Consider the following 17,034-nt stretch of genomic DNA (forward strand, 5'->3'; position numbering starts at 1 on the left):
GAGCAGGCTGGCCGCCGTGAGGCAGACGAGGAAATACCTGATTGTTGACATTCGCTTCGTCCAATTTCGCATTTGTATTGCGCACTTACCGGAGCGCCTTTGATAAGCAAGCCCAGGCCTTCGGAAATTAGGAGCTCTTTTTAGAGTGCCGACCCATCCGTGTACGACGTGGACCATATTCCGCTGGATCCGCGACGTATGATCCCCTGCTAGCCCAAATCGCGAGCAGAACCGCATAGCTCGCCATTGCCGGGACACGCAGAGGATAGTCGATGAGTGATGCGATGAATAGGATCGCTAATGCGATCAGCGCCGCAGCGGGCCAGATATTGCCGCGAATTTTGGCGCGGCCGGCGCGCCATATTCCCCAGCCTCGAGCAGCGAAAAGCACAATGCCAAAGATCAGGATCAGAAGTCCCGGTAGACCACCGGTCATCAGAACTTCCAGGAAATCGTTATGTGCGTGATTCACATACTCCGGCCTCAGAAGCGTGTCGGATTCGCGCATCCGATAAACATCGTCGAACGAGCCAGCCCCCGTCCCCCATGGAAATGCATCAACCGCGATCCGCCAGGTCGCGGGCAAAAGATCGGCCCGGGTGTCCGCGATCGGATCCGAGCCGATGAGCCGCTCAAAGGCTCGATCGCGCCCCAGACCAATCGTGACGAGCCCGAGCCCTCCCACAACCGCTGCGGCAACCGCTGCAGGAGCAATGCGGGCAAGCGCGGAGGATCGGTGCGTACGCCTAGCGCCCGCAGGCGCAATCACGGCGATCAGCGCGGCAGTAACACATACTGAAAGAATGAGCGTCAGCAGCCCGGCGCGTGATCCCGTAATCAGAAGCAACGGAATGAGCAGAAGCATGCCACCGGCAGCCATCGCGCTGCGCTTGCCCTTGGTGGTTCCTATGTCTTTCCACGACCCTTGCGCGAGTTGCGCCCAGCAATACATCACTGGAATCAGACTGGCGAGGAACACGGCCTGATGGTTTCGATTGGCGAACAGCCCCACTGGCGAGCCATAACTCGTCAGGCTGTAGAGGTAGAGCGGTCCCCGGGGACTGCCCATGAGTTGCAGTAGCCCCCAGATAGCCGTCAAGACACCGAGTCCTAGGATGAAGGTCAATAACTTCTCGTGCTGCCCGGTACCAAGCTGGATGCCCAAAACGAGAACGGCACAAGGCGTGGCCAGCGCCAACAGAGCATTGCGAGTTGTCTGGGGGTCCAGAGTCAGCGGCCGCCATTGATCATTGAGTCCGAGCAAGGCATCCAACTCCGCGATGGTCTCTCGTCCCGGCAAAGAGTGCCAAAGCCCGGGCGGCAGGGGGATGAGGTGAAACGCGAAAAGGACCACGGTAGCCGCTGCTATCGTAACGAGGGGCCAGTAACGTCGGATATGCTCCTGGGAGATTGTGAGTAGTCCGTACCCCAAAGCGAGCAATGAGATGGGGCGGAGCAGGACCAGCGATTGCATGTCGGCCCGCGAACTGCCGCCGGTCAGAAAAATGACGACCAGGAGCCCGCAAAGGACGCTTAGTCGCGCCCGTGACGACAGGACACTCTCCAGAATGCGCCCGCGACGCCGCGAGCGCTTCGTTCGGTTCAAAGCAACAGGCGGTGCCTCCATCATCCAACCTCATGCTGAGGCTGGGCACGCCCGTGGACGCCCAATTGGCGACGGGGCGGGCAGCGGCGCAATATCGTCGCGAACATTGCCGTTCTCTCGCAGTCGCACTTATCGAGGTCAAGACGCACCTGGGCCGTGCGCTTCCGGACTTGACGCTGTCTTCCACTGGGCGCGTGCGCGACACGCGCCATCGTTCCGGTGGGGATGGGGGTTTGCCAGAATCTCCAACTCACCTATTGCGCCTCGGTCATTGTGGAATAGCTGCCCTCCTCGAAGTTTTTGGGGGTGCAGTCTACCCCGGCAGGTGTCTAGAGACGAAAGAGGTCGGCTCCGGAATGAAACTGGACCTGTTTTCAGAGAGAACATCGATGCTGCAGCAAGTTCTCGGCAGCGCGATCGCGTCATCATTCGGATGGCTCGGAGCGCTACCACGGCGAACGCGGCAGCTCATCGTAGCCGCGATCGACGGCGTGTTATGCACGATCGCGGTTTGGACGGCCTTCTCATTGCGTCTGGGTGAATTCTACCGCGTGGAGGCAAACGTTGTACTGGTTACGGCTGCGGCGCTAGTTCTATGGTATCCTATCGCTAGCTGGCGTGGCGTTTATCGCTCAATCATCCGCTTCTCGGGCGCCCGTGCCATGTTCGGCCTGGGAACGGCTGTCGTCATCTTCACGATACCGATGATCATCCTGTTTTTGGCCAACGGGTTCGACGGGATTCCCCGTACGATCGCTTTGATTCAGCCAATTGTATTTCTAACACTGATGGCTATTAGCCGCCTGACGATCCGGTTCGTGCTGATCGATATTGTCAATGGGCGCCAAGCGGACTCCACTCGTCGGGTGGTGGCCATCTATGGCGCCGGTAGTGCCGGTCAGCAGCTCGCGCTCTCTTTGCGGCACGAGCCGCGCGTGCGGGTCGCGGCGTTCATCGATGATGACGTGCGTCTGGCCGGTCAGCAGCTTGACGGAGTAACAGTGCATCCGTCGACAAAGCTCGACGCGCTTCTGGGTAGCAACGATATTGATGAAGTTCTGCTCGCGCTTCCGAGTGCGAGTCGGTCGCGTCGCAAGGCAATTATTGAAGCATTGCAGAAGCACCCCGTGGCGGTCCGCTCGCTTCCGAGCGTCGGCAATCTCATCGATGGAAAAGTCTCGGTCAGCGATTTGCGGGACGTTTCAGTAGACGACCTCCTCGGACGTGATCCGGTCCGTCCGAACGAATTGCTCATCGGGAAGACCGTGACGGCAAAGCGGGTTATGGTGACGGGGGCCGGCGGATCGATCGGCAGCGAACTTTGCCGCCAAATATTGCGGTCTCGTCCTTCCGAGCTGATCCTGCTTGAGCGCTCGGAATACGCTCTTTACGCGATCGGGGCCGAACTGGAAGCGCTCGCGGAGTCTCTTCACGTGGGCGTTCCCATCATGCCGGTCCTTGGGGATGTCGGGGATCGCGATGCTATGCGGCGAGTTTTCGAGAAGTGTCAGCCTGAAACACTATTTCACGCGGCTGCCTACAAGCATGTGCCTTTGGTTGAAAGTAACCCTATCGCGGGCCTGCGCAACAATATATTTGGCACGTTGAATGCCTGCCTTGTTGCCGAGGAATGCGGCGTGCGGAACTTCGTCTTGATCAGCACGGACAAGGCCGTCCGACCGACGAACGTGATGGGGGCGTCCAAGCGCGTGTGCGAATTAATCCTGCAGGCGCGTGCTCAGTTGCACGGGTCGGCGCGCGATCGGACGATCTTCACGATGGTGCGGTTCGGTAACGTGCTGGGATCCAGCGGCTCCGTCGTGCCGCGCTTTCAGCGTCAGATCAAGGAGGGCGGCCCCGTCACGCTCACTGACAGGGACGTCACTCGATATTTCATGACGATACCGGAAGCTGCGCAGCTCGTCATTCAGGCGGGTGCGATGGCGAAAGGCGGAGAGGTCTTTGTCCTCGACATGGGTGAGCCGGTGCGCATCCTGGATCTTGCTCGAAGCATGATCCATCTCTCGGGCAGGACGGTTCGTGACGAGATGAATCCCGAAGGCGACATCGAGATTCGCGAGATCGGCCTTCGCCCGGGCGAAAAGCTCTACGAAGAGCTTCTTATCGGCGACAATCCCGAGCCGACCGTCCATGAGCGAATCCGAAGAGCAAACGAGGCGCTGATTCCGTGGAAATCGTTGCAGGCGACACTGGATAAGATGAGTGCGCTTCTCGGCGCAGGCGATAGCATGATGGCCACGGCGCTACTCGGTGAGCTGGTCCCTGAATATCAATCCCCTGTCGGGGAAAGCGTTAATGGCATAATGGAGAGAGCGAGCTGAAGCACTAAAATCACTGCGCATCAATGATTCGGATCATCTGTAAATTGCGTGCTCGACGTTTCATCCGCAAGTTCAAACAGATCTAACTATAATACTTCTTAATTTCCATGTAAGTGTAATCGCCGCGGATGGAAAAGATCCTTTAGCGGTAGGCAGACCTATCTTTTCATCGCGGGGGCCGCCATGGTTCGTGCAATTCGCGAATTGTACCGCTGCGGAGTTGACCTTTGGAATGGCTGCTCTCGAGTGCGCGTAAAGCGGAGTGGCTGGTTAGCTCGCTCTGTCTCAAAAGTATGAGGAATGACTCCTAGTAATGACAATCACCCCACCGCCATCCTTGGATGAACTAAAGATTGCCATAATCGGCCTCGGCTATGTCGGTCTGCCGCTTGCCGTTGAATTCGGTCGCATTCGTTCCGTGGTCGGGTTCGATATTGACCAGCAGCGGATCGCTGCACTTCGTCATGGCGTCGATGCGACGTTGGAGACGACGACAGAGGAGCTGTCGGCGGCCGCGCAGCTATGTTTCTCCTCCGATCCTGCCGATCTTGCCTCTTGCAATCTGTTTATAGTGACGGTGCCCACACCGATTGACGTGCATCGTCGTCCTGATCTCAGCCCCTTGATTCGAGCGTCAGAAGCCGTGGGGGCGGTGCTGAAGCCCGGTGACATAATAGTTTTTGAATCGACTGTCTATCCGGGGGCGACCGAAGAAATTTGCGTACCCGTGTTAGAACGCAAATCGGGCTTGGCTTACAACCACGACTTCTTTTGCGGCTATAGCCCGGAGCGGATCAATCCAGGTGACAAAAAGCATCGCTTGACCTCAATCTGCAAGGTGACGTCCGGGTCTACACCGGAGGTGGCGGCGCTTGTGGATAGTCTATATGCTTCCATTATCACCGCGGGAACCTATAGGGCAGAGTCTATTCGTGTTGCTGAGGCGGCCAAGGTGATCGAGAATACTCAGCGGGACCTCAACATTGCGCTTATCAATGAACTTGCCATAATTTTCAATCGTATGGGCATCGATACGGAAGCTGTCCTGGAGGCGGCAGGCACGAAGTGGAACTTCTTACCGTTCCGCCCTGGGTTGGTCGGCGGTCACTGCATTGGTGTTGATCCCTATTATCTAACACATAAGGCCGAGGCGATAGGTTACCGCCCGGAGGTCATCTTGGCGGGGCGTCGCCTCAACGATGGTATGGGCGCCTATGTGGCGGAGCAACTTGTTAAGGCAATGTTGAAGGGGCGTATTCAAGTTAATGGCGCTCGAGTTCTTGTAATGGGGTTGACCTTCAAAGAGAATTGCCCCGACCTCCGCAACACGCGGGTTGTCGATGTAATTGCCGAACTCGAAGCATATGGAATCGATGTCGATGTTTATGATCCTTGGGTGGACGCTCAGGATGCACGACGAGAGTATGGGTTGGAACTGATCGACGTGGTGCCTGCTCATACTTACGACGGCGTGATGGTTGCGGTTGCGCACGACATGTTTCGCGATCGAGGCATGTCGCTCTTTGATGCATGTGTTAAGCCCGTTCATGTCGTATATGACCTGAAAGGCATATTGCCGCGGGAGGCTGGCGCCCTGCGCCTGTAGACTGCGTCCCTCAGCATAAAGGCGTCCGCGGCCCCGTTGGGAACAGCTCGATCGGGCGATGTGATGAAGCTCTGGATATGTATGAGAAGGCCACGTAACGATGGGCACAGGTAAAGTTCGGAGGGTGCTGGTTACTGGAGGAACCGGCTCGTTCGGCAAAACGATGGTTCATGAGCTCCTCAGGGGCGACATTGAAGAGGTGCGCATCCTCAGCCGAGATGAGGAGAAGCAGGACGCTTTGCGTAACAGGTTGGGGGATGCGCGGGCACGCTTTTTCATTGGCGACATACGTGATCGTGAGAGCGTGTCGCGTGCCGTCAAGGGTGTTGAAGCCGTGTTTCATGCGGCTGCTCTAAAGCAAGTTCCGAGTTGCGAATTCTTTCCGATGGAGGCGGTTCGGACGAATGTCCTCGGGTCGGAAAATGTCATCCGTGCTTCGATTGAACATGGGGTCGGCAGCCTGGTCTGCCTATCCACCGACAAAGCAGTGCAGCCGATCAACGCGATGGGCATATCGAAGGCAATGATGGAGAAGATGGTACAGGCCGCGTCCCGGGAGATCGGCCCGGAAGCCGCCACGACGATCAGTTGCGTACGCTACGGCAACGTTATGTGCTCGCGCGGATCGGTGATCCCATTGTTCATTCGTCAGATCAAGAACGGACAGCCGATCACGGTGACCGAGCCCAACATGACACGCTTTTTGATGCCATTGCGCGACAGCGTCGCATTGGTGCGCTTCGCTTTCGAGCACGCGCGGCAGGGCGATTTGTTCATCAAGAAGGCTGCGGCGTCAACGATCGCCGACCTCGCCACCGCGCTCGCGGAACTGTTCGGATCGCCCAACCATCCTGTGAAGGCGATCGGCTGGCGCCATGCCGAGAAGCTTTATGAGACGCTGGCCAGCGCGCAGGAACTCGGTACCGCAGAAGATATGGGCGACTATTGGCGGCTGCGGCTCGATGACCGCGATCTTAACTATGCCGCCTATTTCAGCGAGGGGGAAACGACGACCGCAACGATGGATGATTATCACTCGCACAACACCGAGAGGCTCGACGTGGAGGGGGTGAGGCAGCTTCTGCTCAGCCTTCCCGAAGTGCAAGCGGAGCTCGAGGGCTGGACGCGCGGTTGAATTTCGATCCGGGTAGTCCGGGGCGAACGAATTGAAGGAGGCGGTTCTTGGCCGAACCAATCCGAGTGCTGGTGCTGGGCGCCAGCGGGATGCTGGGTACAGCGATGCTGCGCACCTTTGCGCAGTCTAAGGGCTATGCAGCGATCGGCGCGGTACGTTCACTCAGCCCGCGGCTGGAGAAAATCGCCGGCGACGCGAGCTTCATCACCGGTCTCGATGCCGGGAGCAGCGACAGCTTGGCGGGAGTTTTCGCCGCAGCGCGACCCGATATTGTGATCAATGCGGTCGGGTTGATCAAGCAACTCGCGGGTGGCAACGCGGTCACGTCGGCGGTGCCAGTCAACACGCTGCTGCCACACAGGCTGCAGACGCTCGCCGAGATCGCGGGCGCGCGCTTGGTCCATGTCAGCACCGACTGCGTCTTTTCAGGCGCGAGGGGTAATTATCTGGAAACGGATAAGGCCGACGCGAACGACGTGTATGGGCTCAGCAAATATCTAGGTGAGGTTACGGGGCCGAACGCGGTGACGCTGCGCACGTCCATCATCGGTCACGAACTCGCGTCGGCGAATGGGCTGGTCGAATGGTTTCTGGCGCAGAAGCATGCGATCAGGGGCTTTACCAAGGCAATCTTTTCAGGACTGCCGACGGCCGAGTTGGCTCGCGTTGTGCGTGATTTCGTGCTGCCGCGCACTGAGCTCACCGGCCTTTATCATGTTTCGGTCGATCCGATCACCAAATATGATCTGCTGCGGCTAGTGGGCGAAGCCTACGATCATAATATCGCGATCGAGCCTGACGCGTCCTTGGTCATCGATCGATCACTCAACTCAGATCGCTTCCGCATGGCCACCGGATACACTCCACCCTCATGGCCAGACCTCGTCGAGTTCATGAAAGCCAGCAGGATCGAAAGCCGATAATATGATGAAGGTGATGACTATCGTCGGCACGCGTCCTGAGATTATTAAGATGTGCCGAGTGATCGCCGAGTTTGAGGCATATGTGAATCATGTCCTGGTCCACACAGGGCAGAACTACGACTATGAGCTCAATCAGGTCTTTTTCGACAATCTGGGCATCCGCAAGCCCGACCATTTTCTGAATGCGGCGGGCGCTAACGCCGCGAAAACGATCGCAGAGGTGATCGCGAAAGTTGACGACGTGCTCGAACTCGAAAGGCCCGACGCGGTATTGCTCTATGGTGACACCAACAGCTGTCTCGCGGTGATCCCAGCGAAGCGCCGCCAGATACCGGTCTTTCACATGGAAGCGGGCAATCGTTGCTTTGACCAGCGCGTTCCCGAAGAGCTCAACCGGAAGGTGCTGGACCATCTTAGCGACATCAATTTCGTGCTGACCGAACATGGTCGGCGCTATCTGATTGCGGAGGGCATTCGACCTGAGACGATCATCAAGTCCGGTAGCCATATGCGCGAAGTGCTCGATCATTTCGCCTCAGAGATCGACGCATCGGACGTGTTGGCACGTGAAGGGGTGGAGGCCGGGAAGTATTTTATCGCTAGCGTTCACCGGGAGGAGAACGTCGACGATCCGCGCAACCTTGAGCAACTGATGCAGGGGCTCTCGGCCGCGGCGGCTGAGTTCGACATGCCGGTGATCGTATCAACGCATCCACGCACACAGAAACGCATCGCTGACTTACCCAATGCGGGGGTCGACGCGCGCGTTCGCTACCAGGCTCCCATGGGCTTCTTCGACTACGTGAAGCTGCAGAAATCGGCCTTTTGCGTGTTGTCAGACAGTGGCACTATCTCCGAGGAAGCGAGTCTGCTCAACCTACCAGCGATTACGCTGCGAAACGCGCACGAGCGGCCCGAAGGGATGGATGTGGGCACACTGATCATGACCGGGCTGAAGCGCGACGATATTCTAGCATCAATCCGAGTCGTTACCTCACAGCACGATGCTGAGAGGCGGCAGTTCGAGATTGTCGCCGATTACAATGTGCCCAACGTGTCGCGAAAGATACTGCGCGTCGTGATGAGCTACACCGGCTACGTTAATCGTACCGTGTGGAAGAAGGGCTGAGCCAGGACGCTGCGTGTGAAGACGATCATCTATGTCGGCGGCTTCGAACTGCCCGACCGGAACGCCGCGGCGCAGCGGATACGCAACAACGCGCGCGTTTTCCGCTCTCTTGGCTATCGGGTCGTGCTGGTCGGGGTCAGCCGCGCTCGCGCCTATGATCGAACGCTTCATCCGGCCGATAACGGCGGCGACGATGTCGAGGCGTGGGAGATCGGCTACCCCCACCAGCGGAGCCACTGGTTCGATCATATCCGCAGCGATTGGCTCCTTCGCGCATTAACAAAGCAGGGGATTGTGACCGCCAGCGAGGTGTCCGCGGTGATTTGCTATAACTATCCCGCGGTGGCGCAGATGCGTATCGCGCGGCTGGCGCGCCGATGGGGTGCGGCGGCGCTCGCCGACTGTACCGAATGGTATGCGCGGCGGCCGTGGACGAGTCCCGCGAACATCATTAAGAATCTTGATGTGCCGTTGCGGATGCATTGCGTCAATCGACGCATGGACGGGCTGATCACCACCGCGCCCTTCATCACCGCCTTTTACCGGCCAACCGGATTACCGATGGTAGAAATCCCGACCCTGATGGAAGGGCCCGAGGGCGAGGGCGTGACGGAGAGCCTGGGCCGCCCGATGCCGCTCTTCGCGGTCGCGTCTGGCTTTGCAGAGGGCGCGCGGGCGGAATCGATTCACGACCGCATCGATTGGATACTCGAACTGCTGGACGGTGCGGCGGCGCTGGGTGCTGACTTTCGTTTGCAGGTCGCCGGGGTCGACCGCAGCCGCTATCTGTCTGTGTTTCCTAGGCACCGCATTCTGCTCGACCGGCTGGGGGAACGCGTCGAGTTGCTCGGTCGCCTGCCGCGCAACGAGGTGCTCCGCCTGTTGCAGGAGTCCGCCTTTGCCTTTGTGTTGCGCCACGAAAGCCGAGTGACGCTCGCGGGATTTCCATCGAAGTATTCGGAAGCCATCAGCTTTGGCACACCGTGCATCATCAACGCCGTGCCTAGTGTCAGCGCCTATCACGTCGAAGGGCGCACGGGCTTCGCGCTGGACCTGAGCAGCCGGGAAGGCGCAGCGCGCCGCCTGTCGGACATCCTTGCGATGGACGCCCAGGCGGTTATGGCGATGAAGCAGTACTGTCGGGAGAGCAGAGTCTTTACCGCGGAGGCCTTTGCGCCGCTTGTCGACACCTTCCTATCGGCCGTGACAAAGGAAAGCTCATGTCGCTCTACCGCCTGAAGAACGCTTTGCGTTGGCCATTTCGAGCCCTTTACGCGCGGCTACAGCCGGTTGCCTATGCTAGGATGATCGGCGTTACGATCAAAGGCCGGGTGACGATCTATGGCAGCAGCTACAAGATGTTCAGCTCGGAACCGTATCTCGTCACCCTACACGACAATGTGTTCATCAGCGTCGATGCGCAGTTCATTTGCCACGACGGCGGTGTGCTGCCTTTCCGCAGCGAGTTTCCTCGCCTCGATCTCGCTGGGCCGATCGTAGTGAAATCCAATTGCTTCATCGGCGCCGGAGCCTCGATCATGCGAGGCGTAACCATTGGGGAGAATTGCGTCGTCGCCGCCCACGCCGTCGTGACTAAGGACGTCCCCGACGGATCAGTTGTCGGCGGCAATCCAGCCAAGGTGATCAAATCGACGCAAGCCTATCTTGAGGGGGCTCGCGAAAGATCTCTAAATATAGGGCACCTTTATGGCGAGGAAAAGGCTATCGAGTACAAACGGATTTTTAATATAGGCGCGCGATGAAGATGGTGTTGCCGCTCAATAACAGGTCGAAGCCCTTCGCGGCTTTCGCGCCCCTGAAATTTGTGATTGCCTACCTTGCTTTCACACTTTCCATAGCGGTTTGGGGGCCGATAGAATACTACATGTTCCCTCTGGGTAAGACCGTCACTTACATGTGCGCCATCATCGTTGCTATTACGATCGGCTATACTTGGGGTATAGAGGTAGGTGTTAGGCCTTGCCGGGGCGCTTCGGAGGACTCCTCATTTACCCGCCGGCTTCTCGATTTCTCATTGATCATTGCGTGGCTGGCACTGATTGTGGCAGTCATTAGTGCTAGCACTTCTGGACAACTCAATACAGATATTTCAAATATTGGCGATGTCTATCTGAGTGGATACGAAGACTATCAAAGAAATACAGGGCAATATTCACTTATATTCATTCTATATTCTATATCGCTTCCTTTTAATTTTATAGCGATCGTTTTGGGGTTCTATTATTTCAAGTCGATGCCGCCCCTGCGACGCAAGCTCGTTGCCGCGCTTGCCGTCGGGACGCTTCTTTTCTACGTTCTTGGGTCAGGAAAGCAAAAGCAACTTGGAGATATATTAATATACTTGTTCGCGGTTATAGCCCTTAAATATGGGGCCTCTCGTAAGGCGATCAAGGTAAAATGGGTGGCTATTATAGGTGTTATTTCAATAACTTCTCTGTTCATTTTTGCTGCTATTTTAGGGCAGCGTTATTCTAGCATAGGTGTGGATGCCGATAACATAAATAGAGTTGTGAATAGCAGGATATTTTTCAAATTTGATCACCCGGTATTCTCAATATTTGGGCTGGATTACGGCCTGAGCATCGCAATGTTCCTCAGCTATCTGTCCCAAGGGTATTACGGTTTAGGGCTGGCTTTGGAGGCCGATTGGCAGTGGACGTACTTTCTGGGTTCGTCCTATTCGATCTCGGTTTTAGCTAATCGTATTCTTGGAATAGAGTGGGTATGGCCTAACAATCTTGTTTCTCAGGTTTCTATTACGACGGGGTGGGATGAGTCCAAATGGCACACCGTCTTTGCGCATTTTGCGTCAGATTTCACATTCCCTGGCACGGTTGTTCTGTTTGGCTGGTTCGCCTATATTTATGCACGGACTTGGATCTCTGCAATTAGTTATGAAAATCCGTTTTCCGTTTTAATGTTCTCTCTGATGACAGTGGGGATGTTTTTCATGCCTGCGAACAATCAATTGTTCCATTCTCCGGGCGGTCTGTTCACCGTCGTGGTCGTGTCGATTCTATATCTGTGGAAGGGTAAGCGCTACGATAGGCCAGCGGCGCTTTGGCGCAGGTCGCATCGACGAGGGAAGCTGGTGCCGCAGGTGCTATGATAGTGGCCGCTCTGGTTCTGCTGACCATCGCCGGGAAACTTGCGGCGATGGTGAAGGATATTGTCTTTGCATACTTCTTCGGGGCCAGTCCTGAAACGGATGCTTACTTCATCGCGAATCAGTTGCCGGGCGTGATCTGGCTTGCCATTTATGGGACGATCGCATCGGTCTTCGCGCCAATGTATGTGCGCACGATGGCTAATCCGGCGGCGGCCGAGCGACTAGTAAACGAAGCGATCCGCTACTACGCCTATGCCGCGATCTCATTGACCGCTCTTTGCCTTATTTTGGCGGAGCCGATGGTGTCGATTTTCGCGCCGTTGATCGATGGTTTCACTCATGATCTAGCGGTCAAACTGACCAGCATCATGGTGCTAGGATTCGTGTTCACCGGCTACGTCGGCGTGCAGAGTGCACTGCAGCAGGCAAACCGTCATTTCGTGCCACCGTTGGCAGTTCCCGTCATAAACAATCTGATCGCGACGGCGGCGATCGTCGTCGCCTATCTGATGGATGACGTGACCGTCGCGGTGGTCGGCGCCGTCGCCGCATATCTGGTACAAGCGGTAATTCAGCGCACACAGACGCGTCGCTTCTATGCCACGAAATGGGGGTGGAGGATTCGCCCTGAAACGTGGCGCCGCTTGTCATTGTTGTCGGCGCCGATGATCTTTGCGGTGATTCTCGATCAGCTCAACATCTTCATTGGCACCGCCATCGCCTCCGGGTTTGGTGCGGGTGCGATTTCACACTTCAACTATGCTAGCCGCCTAGCCTTGTTTATTTCGGGTGTATTTTCGTGGCTGGTTTCCTACCTCTTTTTTCCAGCGCTCGCGACTCACGCTGCGCAAGGGGACGACGCCAGAAACGCCGACGTCCTCACCCGCGCTCTCGGACTGATCCTGGTTAGCACCGCGCCGGCCGCGGCGGGGGCCCTCGCGCTACGGACAGAAGTCGTCGCGCTGATTTATCAGCGCGGCGCCTTCCAGCCGGACGATGTCCAGACAACCGCTACGCTGTTCGGCATCCTCGGCCTCGGCGTAATGTTCGTCGCGTTGCGCGAACTGCTCAATCGCGTCTATTTTTCCTATCAGAAGACGATGGCGCCGCTGTTGATCGGGATCGTCGCGGCGGCGGTGAATCTCGCGAGTAGCCTGATCTTGTCGGATCTGTACGGGATATGGGGCGTCGCGGCGGGCGCTTCGATCTCTGCGCTGATCTTTTGCATAGGGCAGTTCGCGATCATGGCGATGTGGAAGCCCGCGCTACTGACGAGCCGCCTGGCGGTCTACTTCATGGCGGCCGTGGTGGCGGGCGCGGCCGCTTTCCTGGCGGCGGTCTCGGCTTCCGGCGCTTTCGTCGCCTTGCCATTGGTGGCGCGCTTCGTTGCCGCCGGGTTGATCGTCGGTGGGGTTTACGTCCCGCTGCTGCTCGCCCTGTTGGCGCTGTTCGGGGTCAAGCCATCGGCAGTCCACGCCGACCTGCGAGGTTTGCCAAGAATCTCGCCGGATGGGATACCGTGATGGCGCTTGCCCCCCCTCGTTTTCTGTTGATCGGAGCGCTGCCGCTGTCGCTCGTCAATTTTCGCGCGCCCTTGTTGCGCGCGCTCCGCGATGCTGGGTGCGAGGTTCATGTTGCGGCAGCTGCAATCGAAGCCGACCCCGCGACCGCCAACGCGCTGCGCGAGATGGGGGTCACGGCCCATTCGGTACCGATCGCACGGGCAGGGCTCAACCCGGCCGCTGACCTGAGGGCCCTAATCGCGCTGGTGCAGCTGATGCGCCGGATCAAACCGACGCTGATTCTTAGTTATACGATCAAACCCGTCGTATGGGGCACACTCGCCGGATGGCTCGCTGGGGTGCCGCAGCGGTATGCAATGATTACCGGCCTTGGCTATGCCTTCACCGGTGAGGCGAAGGGCAAACGCCGAATAGTGCAACGGATTTCGCGCACGTTGTACCGCATCGCACTGGCGCGCGCTCACGGTGTTTTCTTTCAAAATCCTGATGATTTGGCGATGTTCCGTGATTTCGGTCTCCTCTTACCCCTGACGCCGGTGACCATCGTCAACGGATCAGGGGTTGACCTCGTACATTATCCCCCGCGACCCATGCCCAAGGGACCGTTGCGCTTTCTGATGATCGCGCGGCTGCTAGGAGACAAAGGGGTGCGAGAATATGTGGCCGCGGCCGAGTGCGTACGCCAGACCTATCCCGACGCAAGCTTTCACCTTGTCGGCGGGATCGACCCCAATCCTAATGCGATCAGCGAAGCGGAAGTGACGCGCTGGGCGGAGGAGGGACATATCGTCTGGCATGGCGAGCAGGCCGACGTGCGGCCTTTTTTGGCCGAAGCCCACGTGTTCGTGCTACCGAGCTATCGTGAAGGCACACCCCGCACGGTGCTGGAGGCGCTGGCAACTGGTCGTCCGGTCATCACCACTGACGCGCCAGGATGCCGCGAAACGATTGAGGACGGCATCAGTGGCTTTCTGGTGGCACCGCAATCGGTCGAGCAACTGACAGATGCGATGTTTCGTATCCTCGCCGCGCCGAGGGCGATTGACGGCATGGGGGCAAAGGCGCTTGAGCGGGCGCGGGAGAAATATTCCGCAGAGAAGGTCACGGTCGTCATGTTTAGCGCGATGGGCATAACGGACCGCAGGGCATGAAGCGCTTGATTGACATCATCGCCGCGTTGGCAGCGTTGATCCTTCTGGCGCCGGTGATTGCGGTGGCGGCGCTCGCTGTGCGCCGGTGTATGGGATCGCCGGTGCTCTTCGCGCAACAGCGGCCGGGTCGCATGGGTAAGCCGTTCCGCATGATCAAGTTCCGGACAATGCGTGATGCTGTTGACGCCGATGGCGTGCTATTACCTGACGCGAGCCGGCTCACGCCGTTTGGCTGTTTTCTCCGTTCTACTAGCCTCGACGAGCTGCCAAGTCTTTGGAACGTGCTGAAGGGCGACATGAGTCTGGTCGGACCACGCCCGCTCTTGATGGAGTACCTGCCGCGCTACAGTGCCGAGCAGGCCAGGCGGCACGAGGTGCGTCCGGGCCTCACCGGCTGGGCGCAAATCAACGGACGGAACGCGCTCAGCTGGGATGAGAAGTTCGCCCTCGACGTGTGGTATGTCGACAATCGGAGTATGAAGCTCGACATGCAGATACTGTGGCTGACCGTGCTGAAGGTCCTGCAACGCGATGGCATCAGCGCGGACGGGGAGGCAACCATGCCCAAATTCCAGGGCACGCCCAAATCGTGAAGCCACTGTATGGCGTCTACGGCGCGAGCGGCTGCGGGAGGGGCATCATGCCCTTGCTTCGACAGCAGCTTGCAACAACGGATGCCCAGCTCGTGTTTATCGATGACGCTCCCACGACGGACGTTGCCAATGGCCATTCCATCTGGACCTTTGATCGCTTCGTCAGCGAGCCCGCGTCTCAGCGGCTGGCAGCATTGGCCGTTGCAAATGCCGGTGTTCGTGAGGTGCTCGACCATCGCTGCCGCACCGCGGGAATCGATGTCATCGGGGTCTTCGCCGCCAACGTCATCATCATGGACGACGTCGAGATCGGCCCCGGCGCTTTGCTCTCGCCCTTTGTCACCCTGACCTCGAACATTCGGATCGGGCGGTGCTTTCACGGAAATCTGTACTCCTATGTCGAACACGACTGCGTGATCGGAGACTACGTCACGTTCGCCCCGGGAGTGCGCTGCAACGGCAACGTGACGATCGGTAGCCATGCTTATATCGGATCGGGCGCGATCATCCGCCAAGGTATCTCGATCGGCGCCGGCGCGACCGTCGGAATGGGCGCCGTGGTGACGAAGGATGTACCTCCCGGTGTCACCGTCGTCGGCAATCCTGCCCGGATCATGGATAAAGAGATGAAATGCTGAACACCGCTTTCGCCCCTTGGCCCAGTTTTACCGAGGAGGAAGTGAACGCGGTCTCCGCGGTCTTGCGCTCCAACCGCGTCAACTATTGGACGGGTGAGGAATGCCGTCAGTTCGAACGCGAGTTCGCCGAATGGTCGGAATGCACGCATGCCATCGCGCTGGCTAACGGGACGGTCGCGCTCGACCTCGCGCTGCACGGATTGGGCATCGGCGCAGCGAACGGCGGTTCGCCCACCGATGAGGTCATCGTTACCCCGCGGACTTTCCTCGCTTCCGTCAGTTGCGTCGTCAACGCAGGCGCCGTTCCGGTGTTTGCCGACGTCGAGCGCGACAGCGGGAATATCTCCGCGGCGACGATCGCACCTCATCTGACCGACCGCACCCGTGCGATCATCGTCGTCCATCTCGCCGGCTGGCCGGCAGATATGGATCCGATCATGGCGCTTGCCGAAACGCGGGGCATCAAGGTGATCGAGGACTGCGCGCAAGCGCACGGCGCACGTTACAAGGGGCGCAGCGTCGGATCGATTGGCCACGTCGGCGCGTGGTCCTTCTGTCAGGACAAGATCATGACGACAGGGGGCGAGGGCGGCATGGTCACGACCAATGATCGCGATCTCTGGTCCCGCATGTGGTCGTTCAAGGACCACGGGAAGAGCTGGGAAGCGGTATACGAACGTTCGCACCCGCCAGGTTTTCGCTGGGTGCACGAGAGCTTCGGCACGAACTGGCGGATGATCGAGGTTCAGGGGGCGATCGGCCGTATTCAGCTCCGGAGAATGGCCGACTGGACGGCCGCCAGAACGCGGAACGCCAATATCCTGCATCAGGCGCTTGGGCCTCATTCCGGCCCGGAGGGCATTGTCCGCACCCCGGTGATCGGCGACCGCGATACCGTCCACGCGCAATACAAGTTCTATGCCTATGTCCAGCCGGAGCGGCTCGCGCCTGGCTGGGACAGGGACCGGATCGTTGCGGAGATCGTGGCGGGCGGCGTGCCGTGCTTCCAGGGCAGCTGCTCCGAAGTCTATCTTGAGAAAGCCTTCGAAGGCACCGATCTGCGGCCACCCGAGCGGCTCCCGGTCGCTCGCGAGCTGGGAGAGACGAGCATCATGTGGCTGGTCCATCCGACCTTGACGGAAGACGAGATCCGCAAGACGGCCGAGGTCAGCGCTGCGGTCCTAGAGCGCGCCACCCGACACGCATAGCGGCCGCGCACCGCCGCCTGCGACAGCGGCGGTACATGGACGAAATACCC

Annotated in this window: 14 protein-coding genes; 13 read left to right on the forward strand and 1 reads right to left on the reverse strand. The window is 58.5% G+C overall.

Going from position 1 to position 17,034, the window contains the following annotated elements; translation table 11 throughout:
- Window positions 1-127: 127 nt before the first annotated feature.
- The gene (locus tag D2V04_RS17505) at window positions 128-1,630 is read right to left on the reverse strand and encodes an O-antigen ligase family protein (protein WP_119511619.1); all 1,503 of its coding nucleotides are present in this window, start codon (window positions 1,628-1,630) and stop codon (window positions 128-130) included.
- A gap of 332 nt (window positions 1,631-1,962) precedes the next feature.
- Between D2V04_RS17505 and D2V04_RS17510 the strand changes: the two genes are divergently transcribed.
- The 13 genes from D2V04_RS17510 (at window position 1,963) to D2V04_RS17570 (ending at window position 16,984) form a co-directional block, all read left to right on the forward strand.
- Window positions 1,963-3,948, forward strand: coding sequence for a polysaccharide biosynthesis protein (locus D2V04_RS17510; protein ID WP_228766194.1), 1,986 nt, complete (start codon window positions 1,963-1,965; stop codon window positions 3,946-3,948).
- A gap of 313 nt (window positions 3,949-4,261) precedes the next feature.
- The gene (gene tviB, locus D2V04_RS17515; protein WP_119511617.1) at window positions 4,262-5,554 is read left to right on the forward strand and encodes a Vi polysaccharide biosynthesis UDP-N-acetylglucosamine C-6 dehydrogenase TviB; all 1,293 of its coding nucleotides are present in this window, start codon (window positions 4,262-4,264) and stop codon (window positions 5,552-5,554) included.
- Window positions 5,555-5,654: 100 nt separating this feature from the next.
- Window positions 5,655-6,689, forward strand: coding sequence for an SDR family NAD(P)-dependent oxidoreductase (locus D2V04_RS17520; RefSeq protein ID WP_119511616.1), 1,035 nt, complete (start codon window positions 5,655-5,657; stop codon window positions 6,687-6,689).
- 47 nt (window positions 6,690-6,736) lie between these two features.
- Window positions 6,737-7,612 carry a dTDP-4-dehydrorhamnose reductase family protein gene (locus tag D2V04_RS17525; protein WP_228766193.1) on the forward strand — a complete coding sequence of 292 codons (876 nt, stop codon included), beginning with the start codon at window positions 6,737-6,739 and terminating at the stop codon, window positions 7,610-7,612.
- Window position 7,613: 1 nt separating this feature from the next.
- Window positions 7,614-8,741: a non-hydrolyzing UDP-N-acetylglucosamine 2-epimerase gene (gene wecB, locus D2V04_RS17530; RefSeq protein ID WP_119511615.1), complete on the forward strand. Its 1,128-nt coding sequence runs from the start codon at window positions 7,614-7,616 to the stop codon at window positions 8,739-8,741.
- Window positions 8,742-8,756: 15 nt separating this feature from the next.
- Entirely contained in the window at window positions 8,757-9,980 is a 1,224-nt protein-coding gene (locus D2V04_RS17535; protein ID WP_119511614.1) for a glycosyltransferase, read from the forward strand.
- Window positions 9,962-10,504 carry an acyltransferase gene (locus D2V04_RS17540; RefSeq protein ID WP_119511613.1) on the forward strand — a complete coding sequence of 181 codons (543 nt, stop codon included), beginning with the start codon at window positions 9,962-9,964 and terminating at the stop codon, window positions 10,502-10,504. Before D2V04_RS17535 ends, D2V04_RS17540 begins: the two co-directional genes overlap by 19 nt.
- A complete protein-coding gene (locus D2V04_RS17545) occupies window positions 10,501-11,871 on the forward strand; it encodes a hypothetical protein (RefSeq protein WP_119511612.1) in 1,371 nt (456 codons plus the stop codon). Before D2V04_RS17540 ends, D2V04_RS17545 begins: the two co-directional genes overlap by 4 nt.
- Window positions 11,872-11,873: 2 nt before the next feature.
- Window positions 11,874-13,394: a lipid II flippase MurJ gene (locus D2V04_RS17550; protein ID WP_182849619.1), complete on the forward strand. Its 1,521-nt coding sequence runs from the start codon at window positions 11,874-11,876 to the stop codon at window positions 13,392-13,394.
- Window positions 13,394-14,545 carry a glycosyltransferase family 4 protein gene (locus D2V04_RS17555; protein ID WP_119511610.1) on the forward strand — a complete coding sequence of 384 codons (1,152 nt, stop codon included), beginning with the start codon at window positions 13,394-13,396 and terminating at the stop codon, window positions 14,543-14,545. The genes D2V04_RS17550 and D2V04_RS17555 overlap by 1 nt, the downstream gene beginning before the upstream one ends.
- Complete coding sequence (locus D2V04_RS17560; protein WP_119511609.1) at window positions 14,542-15,138, forward strand: sugar transferase; 597 nt, start codon at window positions 14,542-14,544, stop codon at window positions 15,136-15,138. The genes D2V04_RS17555 and D2V04_RS17560 overlap by 4 nt, the downstream gene beginning before the upstream one ends.
- Window positions 15,135-15,776: a NeuD/PglB/VioB family sugar acetyltransferase gene (locus tag D2V04_RS17565; RefSeq protein ID WP_119511608.1), complete on the forward strand. Its 642-nt coding sequence runs from the start codon at window positions 15,135-15,137 to the stop codon at window positions 15,774-15,776. Before D2V04_RS17560 ends, D2V04_RS17565 begins: the two co-directional genes overlap by 4 nt.
- Entirely contained in the window at window positions 15,770-16,984 is a 1,215-nt protein-coding gene (locus D2V04_RS17570; protein WP_119511607.1) for a DegT/DnrJ/EryC1/StrS family aminotransferase, read from the forward strand. The genes D2V04_RS17565 and D2V04_RS17570 overlap by 7 nt, the downstream gene beginning before the upstream one ends.
- The last annotated feature ends 50 nt before the right edge of the window (window positions 16,985-17,034 follow it).

Source organism: Pelagerythrobacter aerophilus (assembly GCF_003581645.1).
In the GTDB taxonomy this organism is placed as follows: Bacteria; Pseudomonadota; Alphaproteobacteria; order Sphingomonadales; family Sphingomonadaceae; genus Pelagerythrobacter; species Pelagerythrobacter aerophilus.

Bases quoted from the DNA above. Each gene is read 5' to 3' on its own strand.
- tviB (WP_119511617.1), top strand. From the start codon at position 4,262: ATGACAATCACCCCACCGCCATCCTTGGATGAACTAAAGATTGCCATA.
- D2V04_RS17510 (WP_228766194.1), top strand. From the start codon at position 1,963: ATGAAACTGGACCTGTTTTCAGAGAGAACATCGATGCTGCAGCAAGTT.
- D2V04_RS17505 (WP_119511619.1), bottom strand. From the start codon at position 1,630: ATGATGGAGGCACCGCCTGTTGCTTTGAACCGAACGAAGCGCTCGCGG.
- wecB (WP_119511615.1), top strand. From the start codon at position 7,614: ATGATGAAGGTGATGACTATCGTCGGCACGCGTCCTGAGATTATTAAG.
- D2V04_RS17520 (WP_119511616.1), top strand. From the start codon at position 5,655: ATGGGCACAGGTAAAGTTCGGAGGGTGCTGGTTACTGGAGGAACCGGC.
- D2V04_RS17560 (WP_119511609.1), top strand. From the start codon at position 14,542: ATGAAGCGCTTGATTGACATCATCGCCGCGTTGGCAGCGTTGATCCTT.
- D2V04_RS17570 (WP_119511607.1), top strand. From the start codon at position 15,770: ATGCTGAACACCGCTTTCGCCCCTTGGCCCAGTTTTACCGAGGAGGAA.
- D2V04_RS17555 (WP_119511610.1), top strand. From the start codon at position 13,394: ATGGCGCTTGCCCCCCCTCGTTTTCTGTTGATCGGAGCGCTGCCGCTG.
- D2V04_RS17545 (WP_119511612.1), top strand. From the start codon at position 10,501: ATGAAGATGGTGTTGCCGCTCAATAACAGGTCGAAGCCCTTCGCGGCT.
- D2V04_RS17540 (WP_119511613.1), top strand. From the start codon at position 9,962: ATGTCGCTCTACCGCCTGAAGAACGCTTTGCGTTGGCCATTTCGAGCC.